This is a genomic window from uncultured Senegalimassilia sp. (genome assembly GCF_934632265.1).
Taxonomy (GTDB): Bacteria; Actinomycetota; Coriobacteriia; order Coriobacteriales; family Eggerthellaceae; genus Senegalimassilia.
Genome location: NZ_CAKTYH010000005.1, coordinates 1 through 21,413, shown reverse-complemented (window position 1 = coordinate 21,413; position 21,413 = coordinate 1). Strand labels below are relative to the sequence as shown.

Genomic DNA, 21,413 nt, shown 5'->3' with positions numbered 1-21,413 from the left:
CCTACCTACTTTTGCGCGGTATGCGGGTCGACCAACTTGCGCAGGTTCTGCCCGGTCACGTCGAACAACAGCACCGTTGCCATAAGCGCCAGGCCGGGGAACACCGCCAGCCACCAGGCGCCCGTGGACAGATAGCTCATCGATTCACTCAAAATCACGCCGATGGCCGGCTGCTCGGGCGGCAGGCCGAAGCCCAAAAACGTGATGGATGCCTCATGCAGGATGGCATGCGGGAACAGCAAGATCAAACCCACCACGAACTGCGGCAGCACATACGGAACCATATGGCGAAGCGCGATGCGCGCCGGGCTTTGCCCCAGCTTGCGCGCGACCTCCACGAACTTCGATTGGCGGCATTGCAGCACCTCGGCGCGCACCACGCGGGCAAGGCTGGCCCAGTGCGTCACGGCAACGCCGATGGTCACGCCCCAAAAGCCCTTCCCCAGCGCGAACGAGATGAGCACCAAAAGCACGATGTGAGGAACGCCCATCATCAGGTCGATCGCCCAGCTGATCACGGCGTCCACGCGCTTGCCGCCAAGCGCGGCGGCGCATCCGAGGATCAGCGCGATCACCGACGACACGGTTGCCGCCAGCAAGCCCACCAGCACGCTAGTGGAAAGGCCCGCCAGCGTGCGCGCCAGCATGTCGCGGCCCATCCAGTCGGTGCCGAAGGGGTGCTCAAGCGAGGGCGCCAGGTTCTTCGCGGTGAAATCGGTGACCGTTGCCTGGCCGTACAGAGCAATGCCCGCCGCGACCACGGCCAGCAGCGCAAAAGCCGCCAAAACGCACGCTGCCAGCGTGGCCATGCGGTTGCCTGCCCTGCGCTGGGCGGGAGCATGGAGCACGTTTTCCATTACGCTCTCCCTTCGCTCACGCGCATGCGCGGATCCAAAACGCCGTAGAGGATATTCGCCAGCAAATTGCCGCCGAACACCAACGCGGCGCTGACCAGGGCGATTCCGGCCAGAAGCGCCACGTCGCCGCCCAGGCCGGCGGTGACGGCCGCCTGCCCCAGGCCCGGATACGAGAACACCTGCTCGACCAGCACCGAGCCGCCGAAGATCTCGGAGATGAACGCGCACTGCAGCGTGACCGCCGGCAGCGCCACGTTGCGCAGGCAATGGTGCAAAACCACGCTCAGATCGGATTCGCCGCGGGCGCGCGCGAAGCGCACGTAATCGCTTTCCAGCACGTCGACCACCTTCTCGCGCGTGTGCAGCGCGATGTTCGCCACGCCCGTCACCGAAAGCGTGAGCGCGGGAAGCACCAGGTGGTGCGCCGCGTCGGCCAGCGTCACGTCGGCAGCCGACACGCCGATGGGCACGGAGAATCCGATGGGGAACCACCCCAGCTGCACGGCGAAGATCATCAGGATGAGCAAACCCAGCCAAAACGTGGGCGTGGACGCCAGCAGGAAGCAATAGCAGCGAACCATACGGTCGACCGCGCCGCCGCGACGCGCACCGGCGACGACGCCCAGCACGAAGCCCAGCACGCCGCTGACCAGCCACGCGATGCCCATGAGCGCCAGCGAGTTAGCAGCGCGATGCGCGATCACCTCGGACACCGGCGCATTGAACCTGAGCGACGTTCCCATGTCGCCATGCAAAAGCGCGCCCGCCCAGTTGGCGAAACGCTCCCAAAACGGCACGTCGCCGCCCCAATAGCTGGCCAGCTGCGCGCGCTTGGCCTCCGACATGTTCACATATGCGGCCTGCCCCACGTTGGCTTGGACGGGATCGATGGGCGAGGCGCTCACCAGCGCGAACACCACCAGCCCCACCGCCAACATGAGCAGCGCGAACCGCACGATATGTCGAGCAAGATACTTCGTCATACCTACTTATGTCCCAAATCTCGAAACCTACCCCGGAAGCTCTTCGACTCCCGAGCTCAAAACCCCTTCGGCTGCCGAAGAGGCCTACGACCTGCTGCCGGCCCACTTTCGAGCAGGCAAACGGCCGCCCGGAATCCCTTCTGCCCCCGAGCCCAAACCCCCCGGTCGCCGAAGAGGCCTGCGGCCTGATGCCGGCCCGCCTTCCGGCAGACGCAAGCGCCGCCCGAAACCAAGCCGCAAGAACCGCAAAAGCGGGGCAAGCCCTACGGCAAGCCCCGCCCCCACCGGTGAACAGCGAACAGGGGACGGAGGTGCGTTCACGCACCCCGCCCCTGCGGCGTTCAGCCGGTTGCTACCAGCTCCACTTATCGACGTTGTTCACAATCGACCAGCCGTGACCATGCGGATGCGGCTTCTGCTCGGCAACCTTCAGACCCTCGGCCACGAAGTACAGGTGGTCGACGTTGGCGAACCACACCCACGTGGCATCACCCTGCGGCGCCACGCCGTTCTCGCCGTCCCACACGGCCAGCTTCCATTCGTCATACGAATCGGCGACCACGGGGTTTGTCAGCGCAGCGTTCAGGTGCGCATCCACCGCAGCGTTCTCGTAGCAGGAATAGTTGCCGTTGCCCGTGGAGTAGTTCAGGTTGTACACCTCGATCGGGCTGTTGGAGCCCCAACCCCACACGACCGGGTCGCTGAACTGGTGCTGGTAGATGTCGTCCCAGCTTGCGCCCTTCGGCGACACCTTGATACCCAGCTCGTTCATCTGGTTGGCGAACTCCATGGCGATAGCCTGGCGCACCGAGTCGGAGGACGAATAGTACAGGTCGAACGCGGCCGTCACGCCGTCCTTGGCGCGCACGCCGTCGGCGCCGGGCACCCAACCCGCCTCGTCGAGCAGGGCCTTTGCGCGCGCAAGGTCCTCTTCGCACTTCATGGCATCGGACGACCAGGGCATGTTGTCGCCCACGCTATAGGCGATCTGGCCGTAACCGTTCAACACGTTGTCGATGAGCGTCTGGCGCTTCACGCCGTAGTTGATGGCGCGGCGCAGCGCCAGGTCCTGCGTGACCGCGTTGCCGGCGGGATACTCCTCGCCCGTCTGCTTCTTGGTAGCGCCCGGAGCGATGGTGGGCAGGGAGATGCCGCGCGAATCGACGGAAGCGCAGTTCAGCAGGTCATAGCCCTTCGGCTGCTGGTTGGCGAAGGTGGCCGACGTGAACGCAACGTCCACCTGGCCGGAACGGGCGGCGGCCAGGCTGGCGTCCTCTTCCATGAACACCACCACGACGCGCTCGATCTTCGGCGCCTCGCCGTAGTAGTCGGGGTTGGCCTTCAGGATGACCTGCTGGCCGCGATCCCACTGCTCGAGCATGTAACGGCCGCTGCCCACCGGGTTGCTGCCGTAGTCGGCACCATGGCCGCCATCAGGCACGATGCCGATGACCGCCAGCGTGTACAGCAGCGCGTTGAACGGCTTGTTCAAGTGGATCTCGCAGGTCTCGTCATCAACGGCGACGGCGTTGTCAACCATGGTCAGATCGCACTCGCTGGCCTCGTTGTTGGCCACGCCGTTGATGGTGTAGGCCACATCATGGGCGGTAACCGGCTTGCCGTTGGTGAACTTGGCGTCGGTGCGGATGGCGAACGTCCAGGTCAGGCCGTCGTCGCTGCAAGCATAGGCCGTTGCCAGATCGTTCTCGAAGCCCATGTCGGCCTTCGTGGTCAGAAGCGTGGACTGGATAAGCGGCTCATGCACATGCTCGCCGCAGCCCCAGGCAACGAACGGATCGAAACCAGCAGCAGGCTCGCTGCTCACCGGCATGGAAACGGTAACCTGAGAGGCGTGCTCCCCGCTAGCGGCGGTACCGGAGCCCGCATCGGAGCCGCCGGCGCAGGCGCTCAGCACGCCGCCGAAGCCCACTGCAGCGGCGCTTACGCCCGCCACCTGCAAAAACGTACGCCTGGAGAAGCTCTTCATCAAGAATTCCTTTCATCGACCAGGCGAAGGCGCGCGACGTCTGCGATTTCATTGCGCGCCTGCCTGGTGTTACGAGGTGTTAATCCGTAACACACTATAGCAGGCGCGGCCGCTGATTCGATGTTACGAATGCCAAATTCGTAACTCCTTCATGCGAACGGCCCCGAAACTCCGGCATCCGGTAGATTTGCGCCGCCGCCCCACCCAGCGGAACGCCCAGGTGGGACGGCCGCTGGCAGACGCGCGCCGCAACCGGTCGATTCTCGTTCGGGCAAACTTCGCGAATAGCGCTCGCAAGCAGCGCGCACCGGCAACACCCGGCGAAGCGTCCCGAGAAGCGGCCGCGCCCTATTCCCCGTCCGCTTCCGGCGCCTCGCCCGTCTCGATGATGTGCAGCAGCGCCGCCTCGTCCAGCACGGGAACGCCCAGCGCCACGGCCTTGTCGTACTTGCTGCCCGCCGCCTCGCCGGCTACCACGAAACTCGTCTTCTTCGACACGCTGCCCGACACCTTCGCACCGCGGGCCTTCAGCGCCGCACCGGCCTCGTCGCGCTTCATGCCGCTTTGCGTCAGGCTGCCGGTCAGCACGAACGTCAGCCCCTCGAGCGTCTGCGGCAGCGCGTCGGCGGCTTCCGCGTCTGCGTCGTCGGCCAGGCGCACGCCGTGCTTCGCCAACCGCTCGATGACCTGCACGTTGTCGGGCGTGCGCAGGAACAGGTACGTGGAATGCGCGATCTTCGGGCCCACGCCGTCCACCGCCGCCAGCTGCTCCTCGGTGGCCGCCATCAGCGCATCCATGCTCGGGAACGCGCGCGCCAGCGTTTCGGCCATGGTTTTGCCCACGTGGCGCATTCCCAGGCCGAACAGCGGGCGGGCGAACGGACGCGTGCGCGACTCGTCGATGGCCGCCACCAGCTTCTTCGCGATGGTCTGCCCCAAGCAGATGGGCTCGCCCTCCTTGTTCGTGCGGCCCGTTTGCAGCTGAGCCAGCTCCACCTCGTCGAGCGTGTAATAGTCCGCCACGTCGCTCACGCGGCCGGATTCCACCAGCCGGCGCACGATCTCCTCGCCCATGCCATCGATGTCCATGGCGCCGCGGCTAGCCCAATGCAGCAGGCGTTCAAGCGCCTGAGCAGGGCAATCGATGGAAATGCAGCGGTAGTCGGCCTCGCCATCCTCGCGGACCACGGGGCTGCCGCAGCTCGGGCACTCCTTGGGCATGCTCCAGGGCTGCGCGTCGGCCGGGCGCAGGCTGAGCACGGGGCCCAGCACCTCGGGGATCACGTCGCCGGCCTTGCGCACGATGACCGTGTCGCCCACGCGCACGTCCTTGCGCAGCACCTCGTCCTCGTTGTGCAGCGTGGCACGGGCCACGGTCGAACCCGCCACCAGCACCGGGTCCATCTCCGCCACCGGCGTCAGCTTGCCCGTGCGCCCCACCTGCACGGTGATGTCGCGCAAAAGCGTGGTCTTCTCCTCAGGTGGGAACTTGAACGCGATGGCCCAGCGCGGCGCGCGCGCCGTGTAGCCCATGGCCTCCTGCTGCGCGAACGAGTTCACCTTCACCACCACGCCGTCGATGTCGTAAGGCAGCGCGTCGCGGCGTTCCAGGCTTTTGCGGCAGAACTCGTGCACCTCTTCCACGCTGCTCACCAGCGCGATGTCGGGGTTCACGTGGAATCCCGCCTCGCCAAGCCATTTGAGCAGGTCCCACTGCGTTTCCGCCACCAGCTTGCGCTCATCGCCCACGGCGTACACAAACGTGGACAGGTCGCGATGCGCCGTGATCTGCGGGTCCTTCTGGCGAAGGCTGCCGGCGGCGGCGTTGCGCGGGTTGGCGAACGGCTGCTTGCCGTTGGCCTCGGCGGCGGCGTTGAGCGACTCGAAGCTGGTCTTGGGCATGTAGCATTCGCCGCGCAGCTCGATGGAGGCATCGACGTCGCGGATGCCGGCCATGGCGCCGTCGCGCAGGCGCAGCGGCACGTCCTTCACCGTGCGCACGTTCACCGTGATGTCCTCGCCCGTGGTTCCGTCGCCGCGCGTGGCCGCGCGGATCAGACGACCGCCCTCGTAGGTGAACGCCACCGACGAGCCGTCGATCTTCAGCTCGCACACCAGCTCGGGGATGGTGCCGAAGAACTCCTTGACGCGCGCCAGCCATTCGTCGAGCTCCTCGGCGCCCATGGCATCGTCGAGCGAGTACATGCGGCGCTCGTGCTGGATCGGCGCGAACTGCTCGCCCACGTAACCGCCCACGCGCTGCGTGGGGCTGGACGGGTCGATGAGCTCGGGGTGCGCCGCCTCGAGCGCTCGCAGCTCGTGCATCAGCGAGTCGAACGCGGCGTCGCTGATGGCGGGCGCGTCCTTGGCATAATACAGGTAGCTGTTGTGCTCGATCTCGCGACGCAGCGCCTCGATGCGCGCCGCCGAATCGCCGGTCGCCTCCGCCAGCGCCTCCCCGCTCAACAGGGACTGCTGCTCGATGACCTGGTCGTTCGCCTGGCCGCTTGCCTGGCTGCCCGCCTTGTCGTCCGGTCGCCCATTCGCCTGGTCGTCCATCTGGCCGCCCACCTGCTCGTTCGCCATCTCAAGCCCTTTCGCCCGCTGCTTCGTTCGCAGCTCCGTCCGCCGCCCCGTTCGCAGCTCCATCCGCCACTTCGTCCGGCACGACGCCGCGCAACCGCACGATGCCCGCCGACAAGAAAGCCTCGGGCACATGCCCGAGGCCCATTTTTCCGTTGCGATTTTATCACGCGCGCACAACGCCGGCCTAAATCCGACGCAGCTTACACGCTACATCGTGATATAGCGGCCCGCGTTCCAGCCGTATACCATCAGGGTTGCGGCGCGCACCAGCAGGATAACGGCCAGGAAGATGCTGAGCATCTGGGGCATGACGAAGAACGCGATGCCACACAGCACGTTCAGCACGCCGCTGAACAGGGCCCATCCCCACATCGGAACGCCCCAGCCGTGCGCCTTCACCGATGCGAAGATCTCGAACACGCCGAACGCTACGAAGCACACGCCCACCAGCCACGGCACCACCGCGGAGAACGCAAGCGGATGCAGCAAGAAGATCAGGCCCAGCAGCACATCGATGATGGCATAGGCGAGCTCCCATCCGCTGCGCGGCAAGATGTTGCGCAGCCTGATGTAGCTGATGATGTCGAACACGCCCGCCACCAGGAAGAACGCGCCCACCACGGCCGCAATGGTCACGATGGTCAGCCCCGGTGCCACCATGCAGAAGAATCCGGCAGCCGCCAAGGCGACGCCCGCGAAGATCAATCCCCAATCATGCTTGCTCGCGCTCATGATGCGCCCCTTTCCATATAACCTTTCGTGCGAGACGGGCGTTCCCGCCGATATCGCACCAGGCGAGCTTTCCCGCCCTTTTCACGCTGAACGGGCTTCTCCCGTCCCTCTCGTGTTGAACGGGTTCCCCCGCCCCCACGCTTTCCTTTATTGTACCCAAGGTCGCGCGGCAGCGGCAATCGGCGGGCGAACTGTAACAGGACCGTAGCCCACAGCGCCGCAAAAGCTCGCCTAACGCGCAAAACGCCCCGTTCCACCTGGAGCGGGGCGCCTTCGCCGAGTTCTCATGTTCGCCAGCCCGCGGCCTTTCGCCGCAAAACAGGCGTTTTGCCTTCCCTAGAAGTTGAACATCGCCGTGGACAGGTAACGCTCGCCGGTGTCGGGGAGCACCGCCACGATCAGCTTGCCCTTGTTCTCGGGGCGCTGCGCCAGCTTCGTTGCGGCGGCAACCGCGGCGCCGGAGGAGATGCCCACCAGCAGGCCATCTTTGCCCGCCAGCTCGCGACCGGCCTGGAACGCCTCCTCATCGGTGATGGGCAGCACCTCGTCGTAGACCGACTGGTCCAGCGTATCGGGCACGAAGCCTGCGCCGATGCCCTGGATCTTGTGCGCGCCGCCATGACCCTCGCTCAGCACCGGGGAGCCGGCGGGCTCGACGGCGACCACCTTGATGTCGGGGTTCTGCGACTTCAGGTACTTGCCCGTGCCGGAAAGCGTGCCGCCGGTGCCCACGCCGGCGACCAGGATATCCACCTTGCCGTCGGTGTCAGCCCAGATCTCGGGGCCGGTGGTGCGCTCATGGACGGCGGGGTTCGCCGGGTTCGTGAACTGGCTGGGGATGAACGAGTTGGGAATCTCCTCGGCCAGCTCGGATGCGCGGGCGATGGCGCCCTTCATGCCCTTGCTGCCGTCAGTGAGCACTAGCTCGGCGCCGTAGGCCTTCATGAGGTTGCGACGCTCGACCGACATGGTTTCCGGCATGGTGATGATGATGCGATTACCGCGAGCGGCGGCCAGCGAGCACAGGCCGATGCCGGTGTTGCCGGAGGTCGGCTCGATGATGACGGTGTCGGCATCCAGCTTGCCCTCGGCCTCGGCCTGGTCGAGCATCGCCTTCGCGATACGGTCCTTCACCGACCCTGCCGGGTTGAACAGCTCCACCTTGCCCACGATGGTGGCCTCAAGGTTATGGTTCTTCTCGTAGTTGGACAGCTCCACCAGCGGGGTGCCGCCGATCAACTCGGACACGCTCTTGTAGATGGCCATGATGTTCCTCTCTCGCTTGTCCGCCGTTGATTGCCACGTGCGGAACGCCGTTTTCATGCCTGTTATCCTACTATGTCTCTAGGCAATGTCAATATCTATTTCGAAATATTATCCCGTATTTCCGGCGGATTGGTGGGTTATATACCGTTTCCCCAGGTGAATAGAGAAAAGGGCGCAAGCTCGAAAGCTCACGCCCTTCCCTTAGATCGAATAGCTGTCCGCCGCCACCGCTGAATGCTCGTCGATGATGCTTTGCAGCGTGATACCGCCCAGATACTCGTTGATAACCTTGTACAGCCCGCGCCATACGCCCAGCTCCATGCAGGGAACCGGCATATTGCAGTCGAAGGTGTCATCCTCCAGGCACGACGCCGGCGCAAGCGAGCCTTCGGTTACCCGCAGCACATCCAGCACGGTGATCACGCTTGCGGGCTTGGCCAGCTGATAGCCGCCGGCGGCACCGCGCACCGAGCGCACCAGCTTCGCCGTGACCACGTTCGACACGATCTGCTCAAGGTACTTCTTCGAGATGCCCAGCGACTCGGACACTTCCTTCAGCGACACGGGGCCACCGCCGTCGTGCTCCGCCAGATACAGCATCAAGCGAACCGCGTACAGGCCCTTCGTTGAGATTTTCATGCGCGCTGCCGCCTTTCTTCCACAGAGGCAAAGCGCCAGCGGCCTAGACGCCGACGCCGTTGATTGCAACCCTTACATTATACCCTCTCCGCCTAGGGAATATGCTGTGATTCAGCTAGCGCCGGGGCGCTTTCCCGCGCGCGCCGCCGCTTTTGCCGCCACGTCCGCCGTTCGGGGAACCGCCGCGCTTGCCGGCGTTCGTGCCGCCCGCTGCACCACCTCGAGCGCCAGCTCCGCTTGCGCCGTGACCGCGTGCGCCGGACCCGCCCGCAGCGCCGCCGCGCTTACCGTCGCCAGCCGCGCCACGGCAGCCGGAAGCGTTCCTGCCGCCCTGGCCCTGGCCGCCTTCGCGGCCCTTCGCCCCGCGCGTCGCGTTCTTCGCACCCGCCACGCCCTTCTTCGCGCCGGCGCCGTTCCCGCCTTCGCCCTTATAGGGCCTGATCAGGCATTTTGGCCCGAATCCGATCAGGTCGGTACGGCCAGCCTTGCGCAGCGCCTCCATCACCAGTTCATGGTTCTTCGGATCGCGATATTGGATGAGCGCGCGTTGCAACGCCTTCTCATGCGGACTTTTCGGCACGAACACGCGCTCCATGGTGCGCGGATCGACGCCCGTGAAGTACATGGCCGTGGACATGGTGGACGGCGTGGGGTAGAAGTCCTGCACCTGCTCGGGGTTGAACCCCATGTCGCGCACGTATTCCGCCAGCTCGATGGCCTCGTCGAGCGTGCTTCCAGGGTGCGAGGACATCAGGTACGGCACCACGAACTGTTTCAGCCCGCAGGCATCGTTGGCCTGCTGGAACAGCTTCACGAACTTCTCGTACACCTGATGTTGCGGCTTGCCCATCACGCCGAGCACCGCGTTGGAAACGTGCTCGGGAGCCACGCGCAGCTGCCCGCTCACGTGGTGCTCGCACAGCTCGCGCACGAACGCCTCACCCTTGTTGCAATCGGCCAGCACGTAATCGAAGCGGATGCCCGAGCGCACGAACACCTTCTTCACACCCGGCAGCTCGCGCAGTTCGCGCAAAAGCTGCAGATAGTCCGTGTGGTCGGCGTTCAGCTTGCGGCACGGCTGCGGCGAGAGGCAGTGCTTGTTGCGGCACGCGCCGCGGCGCAGCTGCGCATCGCACGCAGGCTGGCGATAGTCCGCCGTAGGGCCGCCCACGTCGTGGATGTAGCCCTTGAACTCCGGGTCGGCGATCATCTGCTTCGCCTCTTCCACGATGGACTCGTGGCTGCGCACCTGCACGATGCGCCCCTGATGGAACGTCAGCGCGCAAAACGCGCACTCGCCGAAGCATCCGCGGTTGCTGGTCAGGCTGAACTTCACCTCGCGGATGGCCGGGATGCCGCCTGCCTCCTCGTACATGGGGTGGTACGCGCGCGCATACGGCAGGCGGTACACCGCATCCATCTCCGAGGTGGTCAGCGGTTTGCTCGGCGGGTTCTGCACCACGAACTCATGGTCGGAATAGGGTTCCACCAGGCGTTTTCCCATGAAGGGATCGCTGTTGCCGTATTGCACGTTGAAGCTGCGGGCGTATTCGAGGTGGTCCTTCTGCATGCTGTCGAACGAGGGCAGCAGCTCGTAATCGTACACGTGCTCAAGCGTTTTCGCGCGATACACCGTGCCGTCGATGAACGTGATGTCGGACACGTCAAGGCCGGCCGCCAGCGCATCGGCGATTTCAACGATGGAGCGCTCGCCCATGCCATAGCTGACCAGGTCGGCGCCGGAGTCGAGCAGGATCGAACGCTTCAACTTGTCCGACCAGTAATCATAATGAGCCAAACGGCGAAGCGATGCCTCGATACCGCCCAGCACGATGGGGACATCCTTATACGTGCGGCGAATCAGGTTGCCGTAGACCACCGCCGCGCGATCGGGCCGAAGCCCCATCTCGCCGCCGGGCGAGAACGCATCGGTGCTGCGGTGCTTCTTTGCCACTGTATAGTGGTTCACCATCGAGTCCATATTGCCGGCGGAAACCAGGAACCCCAGCCGGGGTTTCCCCAGAACCGTGATGCTTTCAGGGTCGCGCCAATCGGGCTGGCAGATCACGCCCACCTTATAGTGGTTTGCTTCAAGCAAACGCGTGATGATGGCCATGCCGAACGAGGGATGGTCGACATACGCATCTCCGCACACGAACACAAAGTCGCAGCAGTCCCAACCGCGCTCCTCCATATCGGAACGGCTCACCGGCAAAAACGCGCTACGCGGCGGCAGAGAAGCTTGAGGCTTCGCCTGCTTTACCTGTTTCTCCGAGCCGCGATGAGCCGCGCCGCCTTTCGCGCCGCCGCGACGCGACGGCTTGCCGCTTCGATTGCCGGTTTGCCCACCGGATACGCCGCGCGACCCTTGGCTTCTATTCCCTTGTTTCACGGAACCGCCTATCTCGGCGCCCCGTTGGACGCCATCTCGAACGGCATGGGGTCATCCTGACCGCGCCATGCCGGAACGTCGAATTGCCGTGTCCAGTATCCCACGGCGCGCGCCTGCATCACCACCGCGAACGCCGATGCCGCCGAAACCACCACAGCCAAGGCAAGGCAGACGACGACTAGGCACATACCCGCGGTAACGACAAACATCATGTCAGGCGCAGCAGCGTTCGAGAACAACCCATACGCCCCCACGCTGATAGCGGCTCCAACCAAAAGCGATCCGACGATCCCCGTCACCACCGCAGGCACGATGGCAAGCACAATGGAAAGCCCGAGAACCCGCAGCAAGCCCTTCGCATCGTGGCGCATCATAGCCCACAAGCGAGGAACCTGAAAGCCAGGCCCCAACCTGCCGTAAATGCTCGCACGCATGGAGGCCACCAGGAAGAACATGACGGACGCAAGCGAGACCGCAAGGCTGAACAGGGAATACACCGGGTTCACTATCGCAGCACCGCCGGCACCGCCCCAGACGGCATGCGAAACGTTGCTCAGACCGCGCCCCGCAAGCGCGTCCCAACAACCCTCAAGCGCAGCAGGAATCACCACGCAGCAGACGATGCAGATGGCGAGCACGATCAGCCCGCGGCGATACAGCAAGCCATCCTCATTCCCGAAGATGCGCGCCGGCATGGGCATATGCACGCCCCATGCGATATCGCGCGCCCAGCCAAACGCGTAGCCCAACAGCACCACCGGACCGAATACCGGGATGAACGCGATCAGGCCCAGCAAGAACATCTTGCCCAGCCATCCTTGCGAGCTCTTCACATCGTTCCATGCGGCGCTGAAATACCCTGTCTGCATGGCGCATCCTTCCCGTCGTAGCTGTTCACGCTATCTACCCTAATCGTCATCCCGGAACGTTACACGCCCTACGCAGGCAACGCCGCATCCGTAACCATTCTGTTGCGTTCCGAAGCAGAAACGCGTCGCCTGTTCACGCCCCCCTGTTCACACGACCGACTCTGCGCGCGCATGCCCACTCTGTCCTGGACACATGCCGGGGCCCCAAAGCCCGACCGCCACTCAGGCCGACAACAACCCCTCCCAGTTACAGCCCACAATCGAACCCGAGCATTCTGACGCACCCCTTTGCAGCATATGCCCAAACAAAAAAGGACCCGCTGCAAGCAGCGGGTCCTGTAAAAGCAGTCGGAAGACTGAATTTACTTCAGGGTCACAGCGGCGCCGGCCTCTTCCAGAGCCTTCTTGATCTCCTCAGCCTTGTCCTTGGCCACACCCTCCTGGATGGTGGAAGGAGCACCCTCGACGGTCTCCTTAGCTTCCTTCAGGCCCTGGCCGGTGATCTCACGGACAGCCTTGATGACAGCGATCTTGTTGTCGCCGAAGCCCTCGAGCACGACGTCGAACTCGGACTTCTCCTCAGCGGCAGCAGCGCCAGCAGCCGGAGCAGCAGCAACGGCAACCGGAGCAGCAGCGGACACGCCAAAGGTCTCCTCGATGTCCTTGACCAGCTCAGAAGCCTCGAGCAGGGACATTTCCTTCAGAGCCTCGATGATCTCTTCGCGAGAAACAGCCATGTTAGTTTCCTTTCAAAGGGGCTGGACCATCCTTATGTTCCAGCCGAAATTTCAAATGTATTACGCGGCACGTCTTATGCCGCAAGAAGCTTGCTTACGCAACCTTCTGATCGGCAACGGCCTTTGCGACCTGTGCCAGGCCACGCGGCACACCGTTGATAGCGGTTGCCAGACCCTGAGCCACACCGTTGATGGCAGCGGCGATGTGAGCGTACAGCTCCTCGCGAGAGGGCAGGGAAGCAATGGCCTCCACCTCTGCGGCGCTGACTGCAGCACCCTCCATCAAGCCACCCTTGATCTGCAGGTTCTCGTTGGACTTGGCGAATTCCTTGACGGCCTTCGCGGCAGCAGCCACATCGGAACCGGCGAACACGAATGCGCTCGGGCCATGCAGCATGTCATCCAGCGTAGGCAGCTCGGACTCGGACAGAGCGATGCGCATAACGGTGTTCTTGTACACCTTCATGCAGGCACCGGACTCGCGGACTGCGTTGCGCAGAGCCTCGACCTCCTTGACGGTCAGACCGCAGGCGTCGACGACCCACACAGCACCCGCACCCTCCAGATCTTCCTTGATCGCGGACAGCATGGATTGGTTCTTTGCGTTCGGCATTGTTACACCTCCTTCTTCTCAAACTCGGGTTCCGCCCCATGCGGGTGGAGTCGCGCTTGAGAAAAAGAACGACCCCTGCCGTCCTAAGACACAGGGGTCGTTGAAGTGCGATACTTAACAACCACCTCGGCGGGCCGCAATTACTTGCGATTGAACCTTTCGGTGCCTGCTGTCTCGGGCAGCGGAACTATTGTTGTTGCTCCGTCTTCTGCTGGTCGGCCGTTTCCGCGGTTTGCTCAACCGTCTTTGCGGCCTGCTCAGAAGATGACTTATCTATAGTATCAGATTTATTCTGCGTGTCAACAAGTTCTTGGACGGAATTCGTGGTATCGCCGACGATGTACTTGAAGGTGATGGTATCGCCTTCCCTATAGCCCACGATGCCGAGCTGCGCGGGCAAGGCGAAATCATAGATGCCGTCAACGCCTTCCAGCGTCACGTAGAAGTGGGAGTTGCCGTCCAGGACCGCCTGCGTCATGCTGCGGATCGCGCCCGTCTGCTCCTGCGTGTTGGCCTCCGCGGCATCGCCGGAAAGCGTTCCGCTGGTTGCCAGCATGGCTTGGTAGGACTTCTGCGTTTCCGCGACCGTGTCGCCCGTTGCCACGTTCTGGTAATGCTGGATGTCCACCATCGCGAACTTCTTCACAGTGCCCGCGTTATCCTTCAGCGCCATGAAGTACGTCGGCTGCTCGGACACGTTGATCAAGATGGGGAACGTTGCGGAGTAGCGCAGGTTCTGCACCGCGCCCTCGGCCGACTGCATGGCCGACTCCTCGGTAGCGCCCGCCACCGGATAGTAATGGGATTCCGCCGTGCGCTGGTTCACCAGCACGAAGCCCACGATGGAGTTGTCTGCCGTGGCAGACGTCACGCCCGTGTACACCCACACGTCATCGTCCTTGGCGATGTAGTTGTAGCCCACGTTGCCATCAGTGCCCGGCGTGGTCTGCACCACGTTCTTCTGGCCCAACCAGCTGTTCAGCCAGCCGTCCTGATACTTGCCCGACCAGTTGTACTGCTGGATGAGCAGCTCGGCCGGATAGGCACGGTCGACCCACTGGGGCACGTCGCCGATGGCCAGGTCCGTGCACTCGCCCGTGGTGGCGTTCACCATGACCACGCGCTCGATGGTGGTGCCGCCGAACAGGCCGATGGTACGCGTCTGCACCGGGCAGATCCACCAGGGCTGGCCGTCCTCGTCGATCTCGAACGACTTCTCATCGAACATATAGAAGGGGTACTTCAGCTGCACGTAACGGTCGATGTTGCGCGCCAAAGGCTCGGAGCGCGAATAGAAGATGGCGCGGTCGCCCAGCTTCACAATCTGCGCATCCTGCGTGGTCATGTCCACCAGCGCGTACGCCGGGATGCCCTCGGCACGGTTCGTCAGCCACTTGAACAGGTCGGCATAGCCCAGCGGGCTCACGCGCACGGGCGTGCCCTGGTAGTTGATCTGGCTATACGTGTTAGCAATCTCGAACTGGCTGACGTACTCGGGTATGTTGCCCATGGCGCGATTGCCCAGCAACGCCGCCGAATCGCGGTCGATGATGGGAATCTCGGAGTAGTCGACCTGCTGGATGTCCTGCGCGAAGTCGGCGTCCTGCGTATCCAGCACGCTGGCGTACTTGGCGGCGTTGCCCGGGAACACCGACAACGATGCCACGGCGCCCAGCACGCCGACCAGCGTGATGGCCACGGGAATCCACGACGCTACCTTGAACGCCTTCGCCTTCGTGCGGTTCGGATCCACCTTGCTGTTGCCCGTCTCATACGTGCGCGACTTCACGTTCCACAGCAGGAACAGCGGCAGCAGGATGAACACGACCACGAACATCCACGTGTCCACGCTGTGGATGTTGATGGGCGGATGGAACCACCAGTAGGCCGCCGCCACGATCAGCAGCACCAGCACCGCGGCGATGATGAGCGCCTTCTTGCCCATCTGCCCCATCTTGTCGCCGAACGAGAACTCGGGGATGCCCCCGCCGTTGCCGCCCTTGTTGCCGCGACCGCCGCTGAACGCGGTGAACGGGTTTTCGGAACCCTGTCCGCCGGAGCCGTTGCCCGACGAACTGCCGGCGCCCCCCTCGCCGGAGGCACCGCCTGCGGGCCCCCCAAAACCTGCGCCCATGTCGAAGCCCGATTGCTTCAGGGCATCGATGAGCGACTCAAAACCGGATGTCTGTTTCACGGCATCCCTTTCTCCATTGATAAACGAACGATGTTCCACATTGTAGCGGAACGCGTCCAGCTTCCCTTGAAACCGAACGCGTTCCGTTACCTTTGATATTCGTTGCGATGACGGCCGGTCAACGCCGCGCCCTTCCAGGAAGCGCGGCGCTCCCCTGGCGATGCTCCGCGTTTGGCCACCGCCCCTATTTCGCCAGCTGGCGAAGGACGTACTGCAGGATGCCGCCGTGCTCGAAGTACTTGCCCTCGGTAGGCGTATCCACGCGGACCGTCGCCTTGAAGGCGATCTCGGTTCCGTCGGCCTTCTTCGCCGTCACGTCCACCACGCGCGGCTCGGGCAGGCCCTTCGAGAAGTCCACAGCGCCGACCGTGTACTGCTCGGAGCCGTCCAGGCCCAGGCTATCGGCGCTTTCGCCCTCTTCGAACTGCAGCGGCATCACGCCCATGCCGATGAGGTTCGAGCGATGGATGCGCTCGAAGCTTTCCGCAAACGCCGCGCGGATGCCCAGCAGCATGGGGCCCTTCGCCGCCCAGTCACGGGAGCTGCCGCTGCCGTACATCTTGCCGGCAACCACGACCAGCGGCACGTCGGCCTGCTCGTAGCCCATGGCCGCATCGAACAGCGGGACGATCTCGTCCTTGATGAAGTCGCGCGTCCAGCCGCCCTTCTTGCCTTCCGCAAGCTTGTTGGACAGCTTCACGTTGGCGAACGTGCCGCGCATCATGACCTCGTGGTTGCCGCGGCGGGCGCCGTAGGTGTTGAAGTCCGCCGGGCCGACGCCGCGCTCCTCCAGGTACTTCGCCGCCGGGGAGTCCAGCGCGATGCTGCCCGCGGGCGAGATGTGGTCGGTGGTGATGAAGTCGCCCAGGAACGCCAGCGCACGCGCATCCTTGATGGGCTCGGCCGGCGCAGGCTGCGCGCCCATGCCGTCGAAGTACGGCGCGCGGCGCACGTACGTGGAGGCTTCGTCCCACGCGAACGTGTCGGACGGCTCGCTGCCAAGCTGTTGCCAGGCGGCATCGCCGTCGTACAGGCCGCGCGAGCCCTCTTCGTAGAGCTCCTTCGTGGCGAAACGCTCAAGCAGGTCCGCCACCTCGGCATCGGTCGGCCAGATGTCGGCAAGCTTAACCGGCGTGCCGTCGGCGCGCTCGCCCAGCACGGCGTTGGGCAGGTCCACGTCCATGGTGCCTGCCAGCGAGTAGGCGATCACCGTTGCCGGCGCACCCAGGTAGTTCTGCGACACGTCGGGCGAGATGCGGCCCTCGAAGTTGCGGTTGCCCGAAAGCACGCTTGCAAGCTCCAGGTCGTCGGCGATGTCATGCAGCGCCGGCATAATGGGGCCGGAGTTGCCGATGCAGCTCATGCAGCCGAATCCGCACGTGCAAAATCCCAGGTCACGCAAGCCGTCCATCAGGCCAGCACGCTCAAGCAACAGCTCGGTGGCGTGACTGCCCGGTGCCAGGATGCACTTCACCCACGGCTTGGGCTTCAATCCTGCTTCTGCGGCCTTCTTGGCCACCAAGCCGGCGGTCAGCATCATGGACGGATCGGTGGCGGTGGTGCAGCTGGTCACCGCGGCGATGGCAAGCGCGCCGTGACCCAGCTCGCGTGCCTGGCCGTTCACGTCGACCGTTTCCTTCTTGCCCAGGTCAAGGCCGCGATCGGCGCAAATCTCATGGAAGCGCTCCTGCGCCTGCTCAAGGAAGATGCGGTCATGCGGGCGCGACGGGCCGGCGATGCTGCACTTCACGCTGCCCAGATCAAGCTCGACCACGTCGGCGTACACGCGCTCAGGCGCCTGCGAATCGTTCCAGAAGCCCTGTGCCTTCGCATACTGCTCGACCAGCGCCACCTGCTGTTCGCTGCGACCGGTCAGACGCAGGTACGCCAGCGTCTGGTCGTCAACGGGGAACAGCGTGCAGGTGCTGCCGTATTCCGGCGTCATATTCGAGATGCAGGTACGCTGCGTGGCGTTCAGGCTGTCCAGGCCGGGGCCGAAGCACTCGACGAAGCAGCCGACGACGCCCTTCTCGCGCAGCATCTTCGCGAACGTCAGCGCCACATCCATGGCAGCCACGCCCTCGGACAACTTGCCCGTCAGACGCACGCCCACGACCTTGGGAACCAGCGTGGTGATCGGCTGGCCCAGTGCCGCCGCCTCGGCCTCGATGCCGCCGACGCCCCAGCCCAGCACGCCAATGCCGTTGGCGGTAGGCGTATGGCTGTCCGTGCCCACCAGCGTGTCGAAGTACACCGTGGGGTTCTTGCCCTCAGGCGTTTCCACGCCGGCAGCCGTGGAGGTCATGGCGACCTGCGCGAACTGCTCGATGTTCAGCTGATGGCAGATACCCGCTCCCGGCGGGACGATGCGCACGTTCTGAAACGACTCCTGCGCCCACTTCAGGAAGTTGTAACGCTCGCCGTTACGCTGGAACTCCAGCTCCATGTTCTTCTCCATGGCGCAAGAGCAGCCCGCCACGTCGGCGATGACCGAATGGTCGATGACCAGGTCGCACGGGATCTGCGGGTTGATCTTCGCCGGGTCGCCACCCAGGTTCGCGCAGGCCTCGCGCATCACGGCGAAGTCCACGAACACCGGCACGCCCGTGAAGTCCTGGAACAGCACGCGCGCGGGGCTGAACTCGACCTCGCTGCCCACTTCGCCCGCGCAACCGGCCTCGATCACGCGTTTGGCCAGGTCGGCAGCCGCCTCAGGGCTCTCAGCGTTGCGCAGCACGTTTTCGAGCAGCACCTTCAGCGCATAGGGAAGCTTCTCGGAGCCCTCGATCTGCTCAACCGGATAGTAGGTATAAGCCGCGTCGCCCACGGAAAGGGTAGCGGCGAACTTCTCGTTCTTCATATCGTCCCCTCTTGGTGCGTGTCGCACCCTGACATCGATCTTGCCGAACATGATTCAACCGGTCATCGTGCTTACCGGTAAAAGCTCTATCGGGAGTCGGCAACTACCGACAACAAATATACGCCGGCCGAAACCCGCTTAGTTGCAGGCATTAACCTTCGGTCGCGCTTACCAGCAGAAGCCCTGTCGCAAATCGGCGCCTACCGGCAACCATACGTGCCAGTTGAAACCTACTCGAAAATCGCCGGCAGCCGGTAGTCGCGCTCGTCGGCGGGAGCAAACCCGACAATCGGCGCCGGCCGGCATCCCGCTTCACGCAGATTACCGGCCGGCGATTACCACACGATTACGCCTGAGCCTTGATGGCAGCGATGAGCGCCTCGGTAAACTCAGTGCAGCTAGCCGCGGGGGCGCTGCTGCCGGTAGCCTTGCGGATATCGCCCGTCAACACGGAACCGTCGGCGTACACGGCACGAACGCCGCGACGGATACGCTCGGCGATTTCCAGCTCCCCAAGATGGTCGAGCATCATGGCCGCGGACATGATCTCCGCAGTGGGGTTCGCCTTGTTCTGTCCCGCAATGTCGGGAGCGGAGCCGTGCACGGCCTCGAACACGGCGTACTCCTTGCCGATGTTCGCACCCGGGGCGATGCCCAAGCCGCCGACCAGGCCCGCAGCCAGGTCGCTGGCGATGTCGCCGTACAGGTTGGGGAACACCACCACATCGAACTGCGCCGGGTCGATGACCATGTTCATGCAGAAGGCGTCGATGATGCGGTCGTCGAACTCAACGCGGCCCTCGTATTCCTTCGCCACCTCGCGCGCCGTACGCAGGAACAGGCCGTCGGAGTACTTCATGATATTGGCCTTATGAGCTGCGGTGACCTTTTTGCGGCCATGCTTCAGCGCATACTCGAAGGCATAGCGCACGATGTTTTGGGTAGCCGTGATGGAGATGGGCTTGATGGAGATGCCGGAATCGGGACGGATAACGCCCGCACCCTCGTCCTCGCAGAACTTGATGAGCTTCGAAGCAGCCTCGGAGCCCTCTTCGAATTCCACGCCCGCGTACAGATCCTCGGAGTTCTCACGGACGATGACCAGGTCGACGTCGTCATAACGACCGCCGGCACCGGGCATGGACAGCACCGGGCGCAGGCACACATACAGGTCAAGCGTCTTGCGCAGCGCAACGTTGACGCTGCGGAAACCGGTTCCAACCGGAGTGGTGCACGGACCCTTGATAGCGACCTTGTTACGCTTCACGGCCTCGATGGTTGCATCGGGCAGCGGAGTGCCCGTTTTCTCGGCGCATGCCGCACCGGCCTCAGCGACTTCCCAGATGATGTCCGCACCTGCGGCTTCCACGACTTGCTGCATCGCAGCAGACGTTTCCAAGCCGATGCCGTCACCCGGAATCAAGGTTACAGTATGCTGTGCCATTGCCACTCCTTCTGTCCTGCGCCGCGGCGCATACGGGTTGAAAGAAACAGGCTGCACCGCAACGCGGCACAGCCCGAGGTTCCAAGCTTATTGGCCTTGAACGTTGTCAATGATGGTTTGCGCCTTGCGCTTCAAGGCACCCCTGCCATTATGCGCATCAAACGACATACGTTCAACAAGTGCTTCCTTAACGTGCTCCGAGAGCTTGCCAGTGGCGAACTCCGCAACAGCGTTCAGCATGTCGTTGAACTCGACATCGCCGTGATAGCACTGGATAGCTTCATCGATAAGCGGCCATACGTGCTCGCTGCGCTTTTCGGTGGTTGCGCCGTACGCGCAGAAGAAGCGCATGGCGGCAAGACGAACGAACCCGTTCTCCTCGTCGAACAGCGCATTCTCGGCGCCGGCAAGCGCCTTATCCGTGCAGCGCGACTCCACAGGAACGAGCGCGGTGAGCGCATCAAGGCTTTCCCAACGGGTTTGAGCCTCAGGGCGGTTAAGGGCATCAATCAGATCGGATGCATAGGGAACGAGTAGCTCGGGGCTGACCTTCGCAATGTACGCGAGCGATCCCGCAGCATTCTGTCGATTACGACGCGAAGAGTCGCCCAGCTGCGCGACCAATCGTTTGAACTTGTCCTCGTTCGTAAGCGCTTCACGCGCCACGAACTCGATGACATCCATGCTTCCAGCCATGTGGTAATCCTCCATACCGCCTAGTATTTTCCAAGGTCATTATACCTTTTTGCCATGACAAGCCCCGCATTCAGCGCAGAATTAACACGGCGGTAAACTGGGTTTTAGGGGCTTTTGCGGCCAAACAGCTGGCGTTCTTTCAGGCGCATAGGCAATTCCTTGATGAGGTCGCATACACGTTGCTGGGGAGATCTCACATAGACGTTACCCATGATTCCGTGGAGGGGCTTGCAGCTTGCCGCAAGTGGGGACTTGCGACTCAAAGTCCAATCAGGAAGCGCGGTAACTCGTCAAACGCTTCGACACTAAGGCAGAGATGAGCAATCTGCTTCGCTGCTGACCAGAACTACGCAATTCCCGAAGTAGCCGAAACGCAATGCCTCAACGAAAATCAAGCTCAAATGGCAGTACGAGATTCGAACGATTTAGCGCCTTGATCAAATTGCCAATGAAATTGCGTTCACCGAAATCGGCGTACACCACACTGATAATAAAATCGCGAAGCAGAGCGCGATTTTCCCTGAGAGAATGCTCGAGAAGCGCACGCTTCGACGCAAT

General features: G+C 63.5%; 15 protein-coding genes. All 15 read right to left on the bottom strand.

Going from position 1 to position 21,413, the window contains the following annotated elements:
* Positions 1-5 precede the first annotated feature (5 nt).
* The 15 genes from Q0H50_RS01020 to Q0H50_RS00950 all read right to left on the bottom strand — a co-directional run bounded on the left by Q0H50_RS01020 (position 6) and on the right by Q0H50_RS00950 (position 20,855).
* Positions 6-857, bottom strand: coding sequence for an ABC transporter permease (locus Q0H50_RS01020; RefSeq protein WP_294418397.1), 852 nt, complete (start codon positions 855-857; stop codon positions 6-8).
* Positions 857-1,840 carry an ABC transporter permease gene (locus Q0H50_RS01015; RefSeq protein ID WP_294418395.1) on the bottom strand — a complete coding sequence of 328 codons (984 nt, stop codon included), beginning with the start codon at positions 1,838-1,840 and terminating at the stop codon, positions 857-859. The genes Q0H50_RS01020 and Q0H50_RS01015 overlap by 1 nt, the downstream gene beginning before the upstream one ends.
* A 352-nt stretch (positions 1,841-2,192) precedes the next feature.
* Positions 2,193-3,827 carry an ABC transporter substrate-binding protein gene (locus Q0H50_RS01010; protein ID WP_294418393.1) on the bottom strand — a complete coding sequence of 545 codons (1,635 nt, stop codon included), beginning with the start codon at positions 3,825-3,827 and terminating at the stop codon, positions 2,193-2,195.
* Positions 3,828-4,175: 348 nt separating this feature from the next.
* Positions 4,176-6,413 carry an NAD-dependent DNA ligase LigA gene (gene ligA / locus Q0H50_RS01005; RefSeq protein WP_294418392.1) on the bottom strand — a complete coding sequence of 746 codons (2,238 nt, stop codon included), beginning with the start codon at positions 6,411-6,413 and terminating at the stop codon, positions 4,176-4,178.
* 207 nt (positions 6,414-6,620) lie between these two features.
* A complete protein-coding gene (locus Q0H50_RS01000; RefSeq protein WP_294418390.1) occupies positions 6,621-7,145 on the bottom strand; it encodes an HdeD family acid-resistance protein in 525 nt (174 codons plus the stop codon).
* A gap of 336 nt (positions 7,146-7,481) precedes the next feature.
* On the bottom strand, positions 7,482-8,414 hold the full coding sequence (gene cysK / locus Q0H50_RS00995) for a cysteine synthase A (RefSeq protein ID WP_294416544.1): 933 nt from the start codon (positions 8,412-8,414) through the stop codon (positions 7,482-7,484).
* A 198-nt stretch (positions 8,415-8,612) separates the two neighbouring features.
* On the bottom strand, positions 8,613-9,050 hold the full coding sequence (locus Q0H50_RS00990; protein ID WP_042435389.1) for an Rrf2 family transcriptional regulator: 438 nt from the start codon (positions 9,048-9,050) through the stop codon (positions 8,613-8,615).
* 115 nt (positions 9,051-9,165) lie between these two features.
* On the bottom strand, positions 9,166-11,442 hold the full coding sequence (locus tag Q0H50_RS00985; RefSeq protein WP_294418388.1) for a YgiQ family radical SAM protein: 2,277 nt from the start codon (positions 11,440-11,442) through the stop codon (positions 9,166-9,168).
* A gap of 8 nt (positions 11,443-11,450) precedes the next feature.
* Complete coding sequence (locus Q0H50_RS00980; protein ID WP_294418385.1) at positions 11,451-12,311, bottom strand: DUF4013 domain-containing protein; 861 nt, start codon at positions 12,309-12,311, stop codon at positions 11,451-11,453.
* Between the two features lie 362 nt (positions 12,312-12,673).
* The gene (gene rplL / locus Q0H50_RS00975; RefSeq protein ID WP_294416537.1) at positions 12,674-13,048 is read right to left on the bottom strand and encodes a 50S ribosomal protein L7/L12; all 375 of its coding nucleotides are present in this window, start codon (positions 13,046-13,048) and stop codon (positions 12,674-12,676) included.
* Positions 13,049-13,142: 94 nt separating this feature from the next.
* Complete coding sequence (rplJ, locus tag Q0H50_RS00970; RefSeq protein ID WP_114620067.1) at positions 13,143-13,661, bottom strand: 50S ribosomal protein L10; 519 nt, start codon at positions 13,659-13,661, stop codon at positions 13,143-13,145.
* Positions 13,662-13,848: 187 nt separating this feature from the next.
* Positions 13,849-15,855: a Tat pathway signal sequence gene (locus Q0H50_RS00965; RefSeq protein WP_294418383.1), complete on the bottom strand. Its 2,007-nt coding sequence runs from the start codon at positions 15,853-15,855 to the stop codon at positions 13,849-13,851.
* A gap of 184 nt (positions 15,856-16,039) precedes the next feature.
* The gene (gene acnA, locus Q0H50_RS00960; protein ID WP_294418380.1) at positions 16,040-18,715 is read right to left on the bottom strand and encodes an aconitate hydratase AcnA; all 2,676 of its coding nucleotides are present in this window, start codon (positions 18,713-18,715) and stop codon (positions 16,040-16,042) included.
* A 346-nt stretch (positions 18,716-19,061) separates the two neighbouring features.
* Positions 19,062-20,159: an isocitrate/isopropylmalate dehydrogenase family protein gene (locus Q0H50_RS00955; RefSeq protein ID WP_294418378.1), complete on the bottom strand. Its 1,098-nt coding sequence runs from the start codon at positions 20,157-20,159 to the stop codon at positions 19,062-19,064.
* An 87-nt stretch (positions 20,160-20,246) separates the two neighbouring features.
* On the bottom strand, positions 20,247-20,855 hold the full coding sequence (locus Q0H50_RS00950) for a hypothetical protein (RefSeq protein ID WP_294418376.1): 609 nt from the start codon (positions 20,853-20,855) through the stop codon (positions 20,247-20,249).
* Between the last annotated feature and the right edge of the window lie 558 nt (positions 20,856-21,413).